The following is a 19,164-nucleotide window of genomic DNA, read 5'->3' on the forward strand; positions in this document are numbered from 1 at the left end:
AGCACTTATACTTAAATATACACTTAAACGCATGACGAATTCAATTCGTCATTTAAAACGGCAAATGCCCAAATGCCCATTATACATTTGTGCTGCATTAATCAATTTCTTTTAATAATCCTTACTTAACTATTCTTTTAAATGTATTTCAGGAAAATTATCTTGTTATTGCTTCTTTATTCAGTAGGGGGAAATTCGCAAACCCTCACTCTTAAGGATGCAATAGAGACAGGAATGTCTAACTACGGTATTATTCAAGCCAAACAAAACTACAGCGATGCTGCACAGCAAACGGTAAAACAGGCTAAAAGGGATTACCTGCCTAATCTAATCTTTGCGGCACAGCAGGACTATGGTACCGTTAATGGTCAAAATGGTCCGCTATATGGTTTTGGCGGACTCGGGGTAGCCTCATCTGGGCTTCCGCTTGCCGAACAAAATTGGAACGCTGCCTTTGGTGCGCTATACCTTGTAAATGTGAACTGGGACTTTTTCACTTTCGGTAGGGCCAAGCAACGTATTAAAATCGCTAAAGCCGATGCCGAACGTTACCAAAAAGACTATGAACAGGAAAAATTTAACCATAAGATAAAAATTGCAGCGGCTTATTTAAACCTTTTGGCAAGCCACAGGCTTATGATTTCACAGCAAAAAAATCTTGAACGCGCTGAGGTGGTTCACCATAATGCAGCGGTACGTGTTAAGAACGGACTGTTACCGGGGGTAGATTCGACCCTTGCGGCAGCCGAGGTTTCGAGAGCAAAAATTGCTTTAAACCAAATTAAGCAACAGCTAAAAATTCAAAATAATGAGCTGGCAAACTACATGGGTATTGAGGCAAGGGATTTTGATATTGATACCACATTTGTCACTAAAGTGCCGGGCGGACTTTTAACTGCCGAGGTGCAAAGCGACAGCCTTAATCCTATACTGGAATTTTACAGGAGCAGGATTGAGGTAAGCAAAAGCCAACTTAGTTTATATAAAAAAGAATACTATCCTACTTTTTCATTGTTTGGTGTTTTTCAGTCACGAGGTTCGGGCTTTAATGCTGACTATGCCACAAATCAAAACTCCTATACCAAAAATTATTTTGATGGTATAGACCCCGTTAGGAGTAATTACCTGCTGGGGGTAGGAGTTACGTGGAATCTCACCACTATAGCCCGTTCTTCTAAAAAAGTGGCTGCCCAAAAGCTCATAGCACAGGGACTACAGCAAGAATACAATGCCATAAGCAATGAACTCAAAACCCAGATTGATGCTGCCAATACCCGTATAGATTATGCCCTGCAAAATTATGATGAGGCTCCACAACAGGTAAATGCCGCACAGCAGGCGTACAATCAGCGTACAGCTCTTTACAATAACGGACTTACTAACCTTGTTGATGTAACACAGGCACTGTATACACTAAACAGGGCAGAGACCGACAGAGATGTGATTTATACAAATGTGTGGCAGGCCCTGCTGATGAAAGCAGCCGCAACAGGCGACTTCAATCTTTTTATTAACGAATTCTAACAGCATCAGATAATGAATTTAATCCGATTTGCACTTCGCAAACCCATATCCATACTCGTACTCGTTGCCGGATTGTTCTTTTTCGGTATTGGAGCAGTGAGAACGGTTAAGGTGGATATCCTGCCAAAAATGAACATGCCGGTACTTTATCTGGCACACCCGTTTGCAGGTTATACGCCAGACCAGATGGAATCTTACTTTGCAAAAAACTATATCAATATAATGTTGTTTGCCAATGGCGTAAAGTCCATTGAAACCAAAAACCTTCAGGGGCTTACTCTAATGAAAGTAAGCTATTATGAAGATACCAATATGGCACAGGCGGCAGCCGAATTAAGTGCACTGGCAAACAGGATACAGGCTATTTTCCCACCGGGATCTCAACCGCCGTTTGTTATCCGTTTTGACTCGTCTACACTACCTATCGGGCAGTTGGTATTGAGTAGTAAGGAACGTAGTAATAATGAACTTCAGGATTTGGCAAACGTATACGTACGTTCATCGTTTACCTCAATTCCGGGATTATTGTCTCCGGCACCTTTCGGGGGTAGCCCAAGGACAATTGAGATTAATGTAGACCCTGCACAGCTTCGTGCTCACAACCTTACCCCAGATCAGGTTGTTGAAGCCATAAGGCTAAACAACCAAACAGCACCTCCGGGTAATGTAAGGGTAGGCGATATAAATTATTTGACCCCAACAAATAATACCATAAAGGATATAAAGGATTTTGAAAAAATCCCCCTGTTTAAGGGCGGAGTTCAAAATCTGTACCTTGGCGATGTGGCCACCGTAAAAGACGGAGCTGATGTTACTACAGGTTACGCACTGGTAAACGGAAAAAGATCGGTTTACATAAACATTGCGAAAGCAGGAGATGCCTCTACATGGGAGGTAGTTAAAAACCTTAAAAAGGCACTGCCAAAAATACAAAGTACCCTACCGGAAGATGTTAAGGTAAGTTATGAGTTTGACCAGTCGGTATATGTTATCAACTCTGTTAAGAGTCTTATTACCGAAGGGGTTATAGGGGCAGTACTTACCGGGCTTATGGTTATCCTTTTCCTTGGTGACAGGCGTGCGGCACTTATTGTAATCCTTACAATTCCAATATCAATCATATCGGGTGTTTTCTTCCTGAAACTGTTTGGGCAAACCATTAACCTTATGTCCCTTAGCGGACTGGCACTTGCCATAGGTATTTTGGTGGATGAGAGTACCGTAACCATTGAGAATATTCACCAACACCTCGATATGGGTAAACCCAAGGCCCTCGCCATTTGGGATGCCTGTAAGGAAATAGCCTTGCCTAAGTTATTGATATTACTTTGTATACTATCGGTATTTGCTCCGGCATTTACCATGATGGGTATACCGGGAGCATTATTTTTACCGCTTGCACTGGCAATTGGGTTCTCCATGATAACCTCATTCCTTTTATCACAAACCTTTGTACCTGTTATGGCCAACTGGTTAATGAAAGAAGGCGGACATGCAAAACACAATCATGCACATTCGCATAATGAGAAAGAAGCTGCTGTTGAGAAGCAGGCGTACTCTGAACGAGAAGATTATAACGATAACGGAAAAATAAGCCGTTTTGAAAAATTCAGGATGGGCTTTATGAAGCTTATTGACAGGCTTATGCCAAAGAGAAAAGCCATTGGTATTGGCTATCTGGTTGGGGTAACGGCTATAGCAGTTATGATACTGGGGGTAATAGGTCAGGATGTATTTCCTAAAGTAAACTCTACACAGTTCCAGTTAAGGCTTCGTGCTCCTGATGGTACACGATTAGAACGAACCGAAGAGAAAGCTATTACCGTACTCCACGAAGTGGAAAACATGGTAGGGCAGGAACATATAGGTATCTCATCTATGTATGTTGGTACACACCCTTCGTTATTCTCGGTAAATCCAATCTATCTTTTTATGGCTGGTCCGCATGAGGCAGTATTACAGGTATCACTTAAAGATTACCATGCCGATATGGATGACTTTAAAGATGAACTTAGGGCGAGAATCAAAAAGGCTGTGCCCGATATGAGAGTGTCTTTCGAACCAATAGAACTTACCGATAAGGTATTGAGCCAGGGATCGCCTACACCAATAGAAATAAGGCTGGCAGGTAAAGACAAAAAACGCAATGAGGAGTATGCCGAAAAGATAATGGCAAAAATGCGTGATGTGGAATATTTTAGGGATGTACAGATAGCACAGTCTATTCACTATCCGGCACTGGATATTAATATAGACAGGGTTAAGGCGGCACAGCTTGGGGTTGATATGAGTGATATTTCGCGTTCACTTATTGCATCAACATCTTCATCGCGTTACACCGAAAAGAACACCTGGATTGATGAAAAAGCCGGACTGGCTTACAGTGTACAGGTACAGGTACCTTTAGATAAAATGAACACAAAGCAGGATATTTCAGAAATTCCAGTATTACGAAATTCGGCAAGGCCTGTACTTAGCGATGTGGCTACTATTACGGAAAGCGAAACACATGGTGAGAATGATAACGTTGGGGCTATGCCTTACATATCTATCACTGCCAATATAGACCATACCGACTTGGGTACGGCCTCAGGCGAAGTGAATAAGATTATCGCTTCTCTTGGCGAATTGCCAAGAGGACTCTTTATAGAACCGATAGGGCTTAGTAAAGTACTAAGTGAAACTATGGATAGCCTTAGGGTAGGATTACTGGTAGCCATTGTGGTTATCTTCCTTATGCTTGCGGCAAACTTCCAGTCGTTTAAAGTTTCGCTTGTTGTGCTTACAACAGTACCTGCGGTAGTACTGGGAGCATTATTACTGCTATTGGCAACAGGATCTACACTTAACCTACAGTCGTATATGGGTATAATTATGTCGGTTGGTGTATCTATTGCCAATGCGGTACTCCTGGTAACTAATGCCGAGCAGCTACGCATGGTTAGCGGTAATGCGCTACAGGCAGCAAGAGAGGCAGCATCCATACGTTTAAGGCCTATTATTATGACCAGTGTGGCCATGATAGCCGGTATGTTACCAATGGCTATAGGACATGGGGAAAGCGGTGAGCAGGTTTCTCCGCTGGGCAGGGCTGTAATTGGCGGACTAATGTTCTCAACTTTTACAGTACTGGTAATCCTTCCGTTAATATTTGCCTGGGCACAGGGTAAGGCAAGTACCCAGTCGGTATCACTGGATCCGGAGGATGAAGAAAGTAAGTTTTATGTATCACCATCAGAAAGATAATATGAAAAGATATTCAGTTAAAAACACCATACTATTACCGGGTTTGCTCTTATTGATGGCAGGCTGCGGAAAAACAGATAAGGAAGCCGTTACAGAAAGCAAGGCTCCTGTTTTAGAAACATTTAATCTGCAAAAAGAAATACTTTCTTCAAGTGTTTCCATTCCGGCAGAAATGACTGGCTTTCAATATGTAGACCTATATGCTAAAGTGAGCAGTTATGTAAAAGAACTTAGAGTAGATATAGGGAGCAAAGTGAAAAAAGGGCAACTTCTTATTGATCTTGAAGCGCCTGAGATTAGTTCGCAACTGGCTGCTGCCGAATCACAATTACATAGTCAGGAAGCAGTATATACGGCTAGTAACAGCACTTATAACCGCTTTTTGGAAACTAGTAAGGTAGAAGGTACTATTTCTAAAAATGATCTTGAGGTGGCACTGTCACGCAAAAATTCTGACTATGCTAAACTTCAGGCGGCAAAAGCCGCCTATAAGGAAGTACAGATAATGCAGAGCTATTTACAGATAAGAGCACCGTTTGACGGAGTGGTAACAGCCCGTAACATTAATACCGGCGCTTATGTGGGGCCAGCAGGTAAAGGATCAGAACTACCGTTACTAACCGTACAGGACGATAAAAAACTCCGACTTTCGGTAGCAGTACCCGAGACGTATGCGGCTTACCTTAAACATGGTGACAGTATAAGTTTTACAGTAAGATCACTACCTAACCAAACGTTTAAGGCAAAAATTGCAAGGATGTCGGGCGCACTGGATGCAAGACTACGATCTGAAAGGGTAGAGATGGATATTGAAAATAATACTTTACTATTACCGGGTATGGTTGCCGAAGTAACCCTGCCTTTAAAATCTGCGGACAGTACGTTTGTGGTTTCTAAGTCGGCAGTAGTAACTTACAGTGAAGGAACTTTTGTGGTGAAATCGGTTAATGGGAAAGCCCACAGGATTGCTGTAAAAAAAGGAAGAACCGAAGGTGATAAGGTAGAGATTTATAGTGATAGTTTAAAAGTAAATGACAAGCTGGTTAAACTTGCCAGTGAAGAAATAAGAGAAGGTTCAGCCTTAAATTAATTTAAGGCAGGTTGGTTGATTTGGTAAGGGAGCTTCGGCTCCCTTTTTTTATGTATAATTATTATACATTTTGTTACTAAAACATATTTTTTTTTACTTCTTGTTAAAAAGCCGTATAAACCACGCTGATATTAGTAAAGTTTTAAATCCTTAACATTTAATTAACTATCTTGCGGATGAGATTTATATAAGCCATACCTTAAAAATTACCCGCTTTGAAAGAGTTAATAAAGAAAATAGTACCCCTGTTTTTATTATTTCCGTGTATACTGTTTTCCCAGAATATAAGGCATATTTCTGTGGCAGACGGTTTGCCTCAGTCGTTTGTGTCAGGTATAGTTGAAGATAGCGATGGGTTTATCTGGGTAAGTACCCATAATGGATTGGCAAGGTATGACGGGCATCAGTTTAAAATCTTTCAGAATAAACCTAATGATACCACATCCATTTCGTCTAATTTTATTACCCAGTCCATAAAAGACAAGCACAATAATTTATGGCTTAGGTATGATAGTGGTGCCATAGATGTGTTTGATATGGCAAGTCATAAAATAAACCATATCCTTACAACCGATTTTCTGGACAATAATAAACTGGAAATATACAGGAGAGGATGGCAGGTAGCATCTGACTGTTCTTTTTGGTTTGCAGGGAAAAATAATACGGTATTTAACTTTATGCTGCCTGAAAAAGGTCAGGAAAACATAAAAGTATCCCATTATGAATTTAAGGATACTACTGTTTTAACTTTAATGGAAGACAGTAAAAAAAATATGTGGGTACTAACCTACAAAGGGTTAAGCTTATACAATGCTTCACAAAAAAAGTTTGACCGTTTTGCGTTTCCATTTGAGGCAGATTTTGATAATAATTTTGATTTTGGGGAAGAAATTCCACGACTTACCGAAAGGAAAAACGGTGATCTGATATGGCTTGATAAAAATAATTTATATTTTTTTAATCCTGCTAAAAAAACATACAGTAAGCTGGATTTGCCTGAGAAAGCCACCTTTAACGGGAAGCTACTTACCGAAGCGCCCGACGGTAAAGTATATTTTCAGATAAACAAAACAATATACAGTTATGATGATAAACAGGGTATTGAAAAAAGCACTTATATAGATGTTATAAATGACAGGGATACTCAGGCTCTGTTAGTAGACGGGGCAGGGCTTTTATGGCTTGGGGCCAATACAGGGGGAGTGTATCAAATAGATTTCCAAATAGACTTTGAGGTTTTTAAGTATAAGAAAGATTTTGCCGTAGATCTGCTTGAAAAAGAACTGGGAATATCGGTTTACCACTTTTTTAATATAAATGCTAACGATAGAGGACTTTTACCTCCGGCTTATTATTTACGATCGGTACACGATAGTAAAAGAGGGATAACCTGGATTGCTATTAACAGAACGGTGGGATATTTTGATGATTCTGACAAAAAACCGCAAAAACTTCCAGTGCTTCCAACGGAGGTGTATGGAGAATTCAGACCAATAAAAGGCATAACGCTCTCTAATGATAACAGGCTTATTGTTATAGATGAAGATAATAACATTTACGGCTGTAAGGAAGATATGTCTGGCTGGGATAAGCTATTTAAAACCCAACAGGTTAAAAATAAATTAGGTTTTATAGTTAACCCAACTGGCATATTGGCAAGAGATAACAAATTATGGGTAACAACCGAATATAACGGACTGCTACATATTGATGTTAAAAAAGGCAGCATTAAACATTTTGCTAAAGGTGAGCCCAATTCGCTACCTGTAAATAAACTGTATGGTATTATGCCCGACAGGAAACAGGCTAACCTTTTTTGGATTGCAACGTCACAAGGGCTTTTAAGTTTTGATAATAATACCTATAAAACTAAACTGTACTCGGTTGAAGACGGATTTCCCGATAACATAATCTATTCGGTTTTAACTGATAGTGAAGGGTATGTATGGATGGGAACCAATAAAGGCCTGTGTAGGTTTGACCCAAAATCGCTAGAGGTAAGAACGTTTACAGAACGTCATGGATTACCATGTTATGAGTTTAACAGATTCCATCAGTTTTCATTCCCTGATGGTAAAATAGCGTTTGGAGGAATAGAGAGCGGGGTGGTGTTTAACCCATTATCTATAACAAATGATTTATACAACCCCAATACTGCTATAACGGGTATTAAAATTAATAACGAACCTTTTACAGGAGAGAGTGCCAAAGCCGAGAATACTATTACCAGTATTGATTTACCTTATAATCAAAATACACTATCTGTAGAATATGCAGCGCTTGAGTTTAACCAACCACAGGATATACGATACCGCTACAGGTTAAAAGGGTACGATAATGACTGGATAGTGGCAGGTAAAAAAAGAGAAGCTATTTATACAAAAGTACCTCCCGGAAATTATCAGTTTGAGGTGAATGCTACCAATACAACCGGAAAATGGAGTACTAAAATTAAAGCCATAGCCATTAGTATTTCTCCTCCTTGGTGGAAAACATGGTGGGCATTTACACTATACATTATTGGAGCGGTAGCATTAACCGTATTTTTTATTAGTTACAGTATAAAACAGGGACTGGTCAAAAATGAGATACTACTTAAACAGAAAGAAACTCAGCAGCTAAGAGAAATGGACGAGGTAAAAAGCCGTTTCTTCTCAAATATAACCCATGAGTTAAGAACTCCGCTTACACTTATTATGGGACCGGCAGAACAATTAAAAACAATTGATAATAAGGAACAACAGGAACAGCTATTATCTATTATAAGTAAAAATGCCAATAGCCTTTTAAACCTTACTAATCAGTTACTGGACATTGCCAAACTCGAAGCAGGAGCCTTAAAGCCTTATATGTTATGGGGTGATATTGTTACTGCTGTTAAACAGGTAATTAATGTATTTAGTGAGGAGGCATCGGCTAAAAATAATGAAGTTGTTTTTGAAGGGCCACAAACTGCCGAATACTTTTTTGCGCCCGATATACTGGAAAGAATACTCTATAACCTTCTTTCAAATGCCCTAAAATATAGTTATATAGGTGATAAGGTATTTGTACGACTAACTGAGACCGATAGCGGAATAATTCTTGAAGTAAAGGATACCGGTAGGGGAATTCCAAAAGAAGAGCAGTCTAATATTTTCGATAGGTTTTATCATATTGATGGAGAGAAGAAAGAGATAGGTACGGGTATAGGGTTATCATTAGTGAAAGAATTGGTTGAACTGCAGGACGGCACAATAACCTTTACCAGTAGTGATGACCAAAAGGATCATGGTACATTGTTTACGGTTTTACTTCCGTATAAAAGGGCCACTGAAGCAACAATACCTAAACCTGAACTTCACGTGGTTGAAGATGAAAATACAGAGGTGTCGTCTGATAAACCTGTTATATTACTGGTAGAAGATAATAAGGAACTGGCAGCATTTATAGAAGGGAGCCTTAAGCCTCACTATACTGTTTATCACGCTTTAGACGGGCGCGTAGGGATAGATTTGGCACTGAGTATTATGCCCGATTTGATATTAAGTGATGTACTAATGGAGGGAATGGATGGCTTTGAAATGTGTAAATATTTAAAATCAGATATTAACACCAGTCATATTCCGGCTATACTCCTTACTGCAAAATCAGATTTAGGAAGTAAGTTAGAAGGACTGTCTTATGGTGCAGATGATTATATTACCAAACCCTTTAACATATCAGAGCTATTACTGCGTATAGAAAATAGGCTTGAACTTCAAAACAAACAACGCAACTTTTTATATAATCAACTACAATTACTGCCTAAGGAAACCGAACAGGAAATTATTGTAGCAGAAGATCCGTTCCTGCAAAAAATGTATGATATTATAGACAGCAGGCTGGACGATGAAACCTTTAGCGTGGAAGAGCTTGCTTCATCATTAAATATGAGCAGAACGAGTTTACACCGAAAAATTAAATCACTTACTAACATGAGTACGGGTGAAATTGTAAAGGTGTACCGACTTAAAAAAGCTGTTTCACTACTACATGAAAATTACAATATATCTGAAGTTGCCTATAAAACAGGGTTTGGTAGCCCTTCTTACTTTACAAAGTGCTTTAAAGAGGTATATTCCTTAACACCAACGGAATATATTCAAAAAAACGCGGGTTGAAACAATTGTTACAGCATTTGAAACAATAGTTATACCGTTAAAGTTTAAAAAATGTGAGGTTTACATCATTAACATTTTTTTAAACTTTATTTTAACTATGAGTAAAACTACGTTTCCTGGAAATACTTATTTATCTATTTCCGGTTTCAAAAGTATTTTTAAATTTTTGATGGTTGGTTTCCTTTTAACGGGAGCGTCAAAAATGAATGCACAGCAAACTATTACTGTGTTTGATGAGGTACTCTTTTATGACGGTTATGCAGCGACCGTAGATGAGCCTGTACCTGCAGGAGTGTTTCGTTTAAGCAACTCCTGCTTTACACGTAAACTTACTAATGATGAGTTAGCACTTTTTGGAAATACGCTAACTATGAACATTGTTATTAAAGCAGCGTGTGATAATTATGACAGGATAGGCAATGTTAACCTTGCATTGGTTCCAAAAGATCAGGAATCATATGCTTACGGAGAGGTTGAACGTGTTGAGCTTGGTCGTTACATCACTCCGTTTATGAACAAGAATATTCAGCCAGATGAGGTGCCTTATTCATTTGAAATGGATAATGTAGCACAAATTTTTCAGGACCCGGCCGTTTTAGCCGATTACGATTTATGGATTGAACTTGAATTATTTGGAGTTCCTTATGCTGCTAACGAGCAGGTTACGGGTTGTGCCGGTAGAAGCGATGTATTTTATGGTACACTTGAGTTTGTGACTGATGTTGACACAAGCGTGGAGTATGGTGATAATTTCTTTTTACCACTTTCATTTAAGTATGCTTTAAGGGATTATACCCTTGATGGTACAGATGAACTTGGCGAAACTGTGAGAACTATAAACTTTACGCTTGAGGAAGATGTTCCAAATGCGCATTTTTATCTTATCACTTCAAATCACGGAGCTAACTCAGGAGGAGAGGAGTACGTAAGAAGGTGGCACTATATTTATTTAGATGGTGAGCAGGTGCTTAGTTATAAACCTGGCGGATTATCTTGTGAGCCTTTTAGAGATTATAATACACAACCTAACGGGATTTATGGTAACAGTCCTATGACAGCTGCACAATGGGCTTCATTTAGTAACTGGTGTCCTGGTGATAAAATTCCGATTCGTGTTATCGAACTTGGCGATTTGACAGCCGGTGAGCACTCTTTTAAAATTGATGTTCCCGACGCTGTGTTTAATGGCGACCAAGGGGAATTCCCAATGTCTGTATACCTGCAGGGATTCAGTATGACACTAGATACTGAAGACTTCACTACTATGGACTTTAGTCTTACACCAAATCCTGTGACTAACATATTAAATATTAACGTACAGGAAACTGATGTTGTGAATGTTATTATAACATCAGTAACCGGACAAACCGTATTTGAATCTAAAGCGTCAACACTAGACCTTTCTTCACTTCAAAGCGGTATGTACATTGTAAAAATACAATTTACCAATAACCAAACTGCTGTAAGAAAGATAGTTAAAAACTAATCAGTGTTAAAACTATTTAGCGGGGATGAATATTATTTTTATTCAGTCTAAATAGTTTTAATTTTACAGCCAAAATAACCAAATACCAAATCATTATGAAAATCAACTTTACTAGAAAAGATGCTGTGCGCACCATGCACATGGCCTCACACTTTTTAAGGAAGAATTATATCCCGTCACTAGTGGGATTGTTCTTACTTGTTGCCGGGCAGGCTTCTGCTCAGGAGTATTGTACACCTCAGTTTACATCAACAGCAAACCTAAGTTGTGATAATTACAAACTTAGAAATGTTATAATAGGTGATATTAGTAACGATGTTACAAGTGCTGGCTGTACAACTTTTGATTATCTTTCTTTAAGTACTACACATGCACCGGGAGAAACGGTAGATTTTTCTATTACTATAGGAAATTGGATGTCGTTTGCTATATATGCTGATTTTAATCAGGATGGAGATTTTGATGATACTAACGAGATGCTTTTTGCAGGTCATCCTGAATGGGTTACAGCTATTGAGACAGTTACATCAACTTTTGATATTCCTACAGATGTTACTACAGGTACATACCGAATGAGAGTAGTAGGTATATGGGGAGATAATGCAGATAACCCTCCGGTAGGTGAAGGTCAGGCATGTGCTACTTTTGTTAGGGAGGGTAATGGTAACTACCATGACTATACTTTAGTTGTGGGTGAGGCCGCTGCTACATATAACCAAGCTGTAACAATTACTTCAGGATTTAACCAAGACATTATTGCAAATGGAGTAGGTAACGCATCCGAAAGTACAGATATGAGCTTTGATCAAACCAATACGCGTGCATTGGTATCATTAGATTTCCAGGCTACATCCGGAGCTACTTTCCCTACTTACGGTTTACCTGCAGATGGAGTTATAAACAGTGCCACTACCACTGATGTTATTTTCCAGCTTGCAGATTACTCGGGCAATAATGCGCTATTCCTTACACCTGATTATATAGGTACAGGTACTAACACAGGTACACTCGAATTCTTAGCTCAAAATGTAACCGATGTATATTTTCTTGCAGCTTGTGCAGGTGGTGGTATGCAAACACTACCGTTTACGGCTACTGTAAACTTTAGCGATGCATCCAGTCAAACTGCTTCACTTACTGTAAACGACTGGTACAATGGTACCGGGACTGCTATACAGGGTATAGGAAGGATAAATACAAGTAACAACAACCTTGAAGGTGATGCTACAAACCCAAGGCTTTATGAAATAGCTTTAGCTATAGACGAAGCAAATCAGGAAAAAACAATTACCGGTATCACTTTTACTTTTAATGGTGACAGTACTGCTGAATGGGCTAGCGAAATCCGTATGTCTGTACTTGCAGTAAGTGTAACAGCTACAGAAGTTGTTACTTCAGGAGAGTGTGTATTCACTCCACTTTCATTAACAGGGTTTAACCACGATGTGGTTGCCGAAGGTACAGGTGGAGACGCTAACGATAAAACTACACACCCTGTAGATGGTGCTAATGCATTTTATGCTCAGGATTTTGTTCCTACAAATCCTCATAGTTCGGGAGCAAGTGCTGCTGCTTATGGTGGAGGATTTCCAAATGATGGGTTAATATCAAGCAGTGCTACAGAAGGTTTAACCTATCAATTGGCTTCTTATAACGAGAATAACGGACTTGTACTAAGAAACACTACAAGTAATACAGGAACACTTGAACTTACAGAGCAGAAAAAAGCTGAGAAAGTATATATTGCCTGGGTAAGTGCCGAAAATACTAACAATGTTGATGTTCAGGTTAATTTTACCGATGGTACTTCACAAATATTTGCTAACCAAAATGCTACCGACTGGTGGTCTACAAGTCCTGATGCCTCTACGGTTGCAATGGGGAGCATAGGTAGGATATCGGTTATCACTACAGCAGGTTGGGCACCATTAAACAGTTTTAGCGGGCTTACACAAACCCAGCTTTTCCAAACAGAATTTACTCTTGATGAAGAGAACCATAATAAGCTTATCAGCTCTATAGAATTCACTAAAGAAACATCTACAAACCCGGCAGCAACTACTGCTGTAATTGCAATTAGTATTTGTGAAACACAATCGGTTACTGTAGAGCCTTCTGTAGTAATCACTACTCAGGATGAAGTACTTCCTGAAATTACTGTAAACGAAGGCACGCTTCAGTTAGAAGCTGCTGTTACTCCGGAAGAGGAGACTGTGGTTTGGACTGTAGAGCAGGGAGCAGAATATGCTACTGTTGACGAAAACGGACTTGTAACTGCTGTTGCAGATGGTACTGTAGTAGTGAGAGCCACACTTTCTTCGGATGAAACAGTATATGACGAAATTGAAATTATAATTTCTAACCAAAACATTGATGTAACAGCTGTTGAAGTTGTTGTTGAAAATGATGCAGAAGCTACTATTACTACAGAAAACGGAACCCTGCAGCTTTTAGCGGTAATAACTCCGGAAGATGCTACAGTTACCGATGTTACCTGGACTGTAGAAGCAGGTACTGATTTTGTTTCTGTAGATGATAATGGTCTTGTAACGGCTTTAGCTAACGGTACTGCTACCGTAAGAGCTACATCTGTAGATAATACCGATGTTTACGGTGAACTGGAAGTGGTTGTTAACATTGAAGCACTTGGTACAATTGATTTTAATGCTACTACATTTACGGTATATCCTAACCCGGTATCATCAACATTATACATTAACGCGAACAGTAATGTTAACGAGGTAAAAGTATACAACATGCTGGGGCAGGAAGTTTATACTGCTGCTTCAAACGAGGTTAACTTACAGGATCTTCAGTCGGGCTACTATGTTGTAAAAGTAAGTTTTGATAACAGTACTACAGCTACAACTAAAATACTTAAGAACTAAACCCTAACTAAACTATAACTGTGTAATTCAGTTTCCCTTCAGGTTATTTTACCTGAAGGGGCTGTAGCACAGTAATATTTCATTTTTGGAAATGAAAACTATAATGCACATAATTAACTACAAACTATAAAATCTTATGAAAAAGATAGCAGGAAATTTATTCATGCTTTTCATGCTCTTTACAGCTATGAGCGGTTATTCGCAGTTGGCTCAGGAAGGGTTTGAAGACACCTCTGTCTGGCCACCTACAGGCTGGAATATTTACAATAATGGAGTTGGGCCTGTACAGGCATGGAAGAGAAGTACATTAGGTAATACTGTATTACCTTCTTACGAAGGGGATTATGCAGCCTTTATTGATAAAGAAAATGCAATTGGAGATATACCGGCACAAGACTGGCTGGTTACACCACTGGTATCACTACCGGTTAATGCACAATTACGATTTTTCTCAAGGTTAAGCATTAACGGAGACGACGGTAGCATATATCGCATAATGGTCTCTACAGATGCAGATCCTTCAAATTTATCTGCATATACTCAGGTTGAAGAATGGACTGAATTGGAAATAAATCCAACTCAGCAGGAATATAACGAAATAGTGGTTTCGCTTTCCGGTTTTGCTGCCGCAACAAATGTTTACATAGCATTTGTAATGGAAGGTGATGATGCCGACCGATGGTTGGTAGATAATGTTTCGGTTACAGAAGAATGCGTTGCTCCAACAGCTCTTGCAGCAAATAATGTTGGAACAGAAACAGCCGACCTGTCTTGGGACGGTGGTCTTGCCAGTGAATGGGAAGTAGAAGTGCTTCCTACGGCAGATGCTCCTACAGGTACAGGTGTATCGGTTACCGGAACTGCAGAATATAATGCAACACTTCTTACCGAAAATACTGATTATAAGTTTTATGTAAAAACAATTTGTGAGGAAGATGTAAACGAGAGCGACTGGGCAGGACCTTTCTTTTTTACTACTGTAGGTTTAGGTGATACCTGTGCTGCTCCAATTGAAATTACCTCGCTGCCATATTCTGTTACAGATAATACCTCTAATTATGGAGATGATTACAGTGGTTCAGCAGGTGCTTCAGGTTGTGGTTCTACATCTAGTTATTTAGACGGAGACGATGTTGTATATGCTTATACACCTGCTTCAGACGGTGTAATAAGTTTAGATTTAGATGATTTGGGTACTTATGTAGGCATGTTTATTTATGATGATTGTGCCGATATTGGTAATAACTGTTTAGAAGGTGTAGTAACTGGCTTTAATTCACAGCCACTTTCGCTTTCAACAGTTGCTGTAACAGGGGGTACAACTTATTATATTGTTATATCTACCTGGGCATCACCACAGTCTACACCTTATACCTTAACAGTACAACAGGTAAACTGTCCTCCTCCTATAGGGCTATCGGCTTCAAATATGGGCTTGGCCTCTGCCGATCTTACTTGGGATGCTAACGGTTCTGCTTCATGGGAAGTGGTAGTGCAGGAAGAAGGCGAAGGTATACCGGCAGGAGCTGGTATAACTACTACAGTGAATACAGATTATAATGTTACTACCGAGTTTGACAGTACTCCTTTAGCATCAGCTACAAATTATGAATATTATGTAAGGGCAGATTGTGGCGATGGTACTTTTAGTACATGGTCTGGTCCTTTTGTATTTAGTACAACCGTTTGTGATGCTGCAGATCAGTGTACATATACTTTTATCCTTACCGATAGTTATGGTGACGGATGGAACGGTAACACAATAAGTGTACTTCAAAACGATGTTGAGGTAGCAGTATTAGGACCGGGTTTTAATGGTACAGGACCTTTTGAGGTGACAGTACAGGTGTGTAATGATATGCCTATCGAAATTTTCTGGAATTCAGGAGGTAGTTATGCTTACGAAGTGGGGCTTATTGCCAGAAACGGATTCAATCAGGATTTCTATACTAAACCTGCAGGTACAGGTTCTCAAAATACATCATTATATACAGGAACTGTAGATTGTGATGAACCATTATGTTTAGCTCCTGTAGGTATTACCGTTTCAAATGAAACGACTACAAGTGTTGATTTATCATGGAATGATGTTCCGGGATCATATGAATATTTCTATGTAGAGGCTGGCGAGCCGGCACCATCGGCAACAGATGTTGGTACTCCAACTACAGAAACTTCGGTTACAATTAATGATTTAGATCCTTCTACAAATTATGACTTTTATGTAAGATATGTATGTGCAGATGATTCTCTTACCGAATGGGCAGGGCCTACAAGTTCACACACTAATGTTTGTGAGCCTGAAGACCAGTGTATATTCACTTTTGAGATGACAAGCGAAGCCGGAACAGGCTGGCAGGGTAATACCATGACAGTTTCTCAGGGAGGTGTAGAGATTCAGGTAATAGGCTCCAGTTTTACCTGGGGTACATCGGCAACGGTAGATATCCCGCTTTGTCCGGATGTTGATATTGAGGTGTATTGGAACACATCGGGTTCTAACCCGGTAGACAAAGGACTTATTATTTACAGTCAGTATGAAGATATATATTCAAAACCTGCAGGCTTAGGAGCTCAGGGTACGGTAGTGATTGCAGGTACGGTTTCATGTGACGAGCCTACATGTCCAAAACCGCAAAATATAGAATTGGTAGCTACTACTTCTTCATCAGCTACATTTGGTTGGGACGAAATGGGAGATGCGGGCACATGGGAAGTATGGGCACTTCCTGCAGGATATCCTGCACCAACAGATGCGGGAGAGGAAACAACAGAAAACCCTCATACAGTTACAGGACTTGATTCGGCTACAGAATATGTATTCTATGTAAGAGCTAATTGTGGAGATGCCGATGGGTACAGTACATGGACAGGTCCGTTTAGTTTTATTTCGGCTATTGAGAATGATGAGTGTGACGGAGCAGTAATGGCTTCAGTAAATATGACAGATGAATGTGTAGACTTTACAGAAGTATCATTCTTAGGAGCTACCGCATCTACAGAGCCGGTTTGTGCTGGTGTTAACGGTGGTGATGTATGGTATGACTTTGTTGCAGGAGAACCAACACATATTATTACCCTTAGTAATTTTGAAGTAGGTGACACGTCGGCTCAGCCATTTGTACTTGCTCTTTATGAAGACGCTTGTGGTGATGCCCTTGGTGAACCACTATATTGTAGTGAAAGCAATGCTATTAATGCGTTAGGACTTACAGTAGGTGCTACATATAAGGTAAGGATTTCCCTTAACTCAACCACCCCAAACAATTCCCTTCATGTAAGTGACCTATGTATTACAACTCCCGACACTAATGGTAATGGAGCCTCACAATGTTTAGTAACAACAATCAATTCTGATTTTGAGGAGCCTATATTTGAGTTAGGAGGATGGGCTATGTTCCATCAAAATGCAGTACCGGGTTGGAGAACAACAGCTACAGATGGTATGATAGAGTACTGGGGCGATGGCTTTAACGATGTGCCTGCTTACAGTGGTAACCAGTTTATAGAGCTTAATGCAAATCAGGTAGCAGGTGTGTACCAGGATTATGTTGCACCTCCCGGAACTGTTTTTGAATATGGTTTTGCACACCGTGGGCGTATGGCTGTTGAGACCTGTCAGCTTAAAGCAGGGCCTCCGGGAGGTCCTTATCTTCCGGTAGGAGATCCTGTTTCTACAGGTACGAGTGACTGGAGTTACAATACAGGTACTTATATTGTTCCTGCTGATCAGGATGTAACACGTTTCATTTTTGAATCAGTTCCTACAGCCGGAGATCCAACAATAGGTAACTTCCTTGATGCCATTACATTTAATGCTAACACGGGTATTGTTACACCAAGCCCGCTTAATATAGACTGTTCTGATCCGATAGCTAATATTGAAGCTATAGGTGGAGGTACGTGGGTAGCTTATGATAATAACCCTTCAACAACTGTGATAGAAGATCCTAATAGTAATACAACTACAATTACAGGATTTACAGTTCCGGGTGATTATTATTTTGAATGGTCTACACCTTTCTGTAACAGTACACTTGTAATAACTTATTCGGGAATTGATATTCCTGCTCCGGTTGTTAGTAATGTTACCTATTGTGAAGGTGCAGTTGCTTCAGCCCTAACAGCAGAAATACTTGAAGGATATACTATTAACTGGTATGATTCTGAAGACGGAGTGGCGCTTACTGAAGCACCAACACCAGATACATCTGTTACAGGTACAATTACTTACTATGTAAGTCAGTCAAACGAAAACGGATGTGAGAGTCCGCGTGCAGCTATCGAGGTATCGGTTATTGCTATACCGGTTGCAGATGCCATGGACGATGTTTCTGATTGTGATGCTTTTGTGCTTCCTGCATTAAACGAAAATAATAATTACTATACAGGGCCTGATGCTACAGGTAGTATGCTTGCAGCCGGAGATGAGTTAACAGAGGGTCAGACTGTTTACATCTTCGCTCAGGTTCCTGGTACAGATTGTACAGATGAGACAAGTTTCGTTGTAGATATAGTTCCTACTCCGATTATTAGTGTTAGCCAGGGTTGTGAAGGCGGAATTTATATGCTTGAAGTAGCTCTTGATGAAAACTATACAGAAGATACAGTTAACATTGACTGGACTGATGCCGGTGGTGCCACTATAGGTACAGGTTTAACCGCTACAGCTACAGAAGTTGGTGTTTACACTGTAACTGTAACTCCTGCCGGAGGCGATATCTGTTCATCATCATTTGAACTTACTGTTGATAATGTTGCCTGTATGATTCCTAAAGGTATCTCTCC

Annotated in this window: 7 protein-coding genes; all 7 read left to right on the top strand. The window is 39.8% G+C overall.

What is annotated here, in order from left to right; translation table 11 throughout:
- Positions 1–168 precede the first annotated feature (168 nt).
- Positions 169–1,524, top strand: coding sequence for a TolC family protein (locus ABS768_RS15925; protein ID WP_408075940.1), 1,356 nt, complete (start codon positions 169–171; stop codon positions 1,522–1,524).
- A 12-nt stretch (positions 1,525–1,536) separates the two neighbouring features.
- Complete coding sequence (locus ABS768_RS15930; protein ID WP_408075941.1) at positions 1,537–4,770, top strand: efflux RND transporter permease subunit; 3,234 nt, start codon at positions 1,537–1,539, stop codon at positions 4,768–4,770.
- A gap of 1 nt (position 4,771) precedes the next feature.
- The gene (locus tag ABS768_RS15935; RefSeq protein WP_408075942.1) at positions 4,772–5,860 is read left to right on the top strand and encodes an efflux RND transporter periplasmic adaptor subunit; all 1,089 of its coding nucleotides are present in this window, start codon (positions 4,772–4,774) and stop codon (positions 5,858–5,860) included.
- Positions 5,861–6,075: 215 nt separating this feature from the next.
- Complete coding sequence (locus ABS768_RS15940; protein WP_408075943.1) at positions 6,076–10,002, top strand: ATP-binding protein; 3,927 nt, start codon at positions 6,076–6,078, stop codon at positions 10,000–10,002.
- Positions 10,003–10,099: 97 nt separating this feature from the next.
- Positions 10,100–11,488 carry a peptide-N-glycosidase F-related protein gene (locus tag ABS768_RS15945; protein ID WP_408075944.1) on the top strand — a complete coding sequence of 463 codons (1,389 nt, stop codon included), beginning with the start codon at positions 10,100–10,102 and terminating at the stop codon, positions 11,486–11,488.
- Positions 11,489–11,583: 95 nt separating this feature from the next.
- On the top strand, positions 11,584–14,376 hold the full coding sequence (locus tag ABS768_RS15950) for an Ig-like domain-containing protein (protein WP_408075945.1): 2,793 nt from the start codon (positions 11,584–11,586) through the stop codon (positions 14,374–14,376).
- Positions 14,377–14,512: 136 nt separating this feature from the next.
- Positions 14,513–19,164: fibronectin type III domain-containing protein (locus tag ABS768_RS15955; RefSeq protein ID WP_408075946.1), on the top strand; the 4,652-nt coding region annotated here is incomplete at its 3' end.

It is taken from the genome of Flavobacterium rhizophilum (genome assembly GCF_046000485.1).
In the GTDB taxonomy this organism is placed as follows: Bacteria; Bacteroidota; Bacteroidia; order Flavobacteriales; family Flavobacteriaceae; genus Flavobacterium; species Flavobacterium rhizophilum.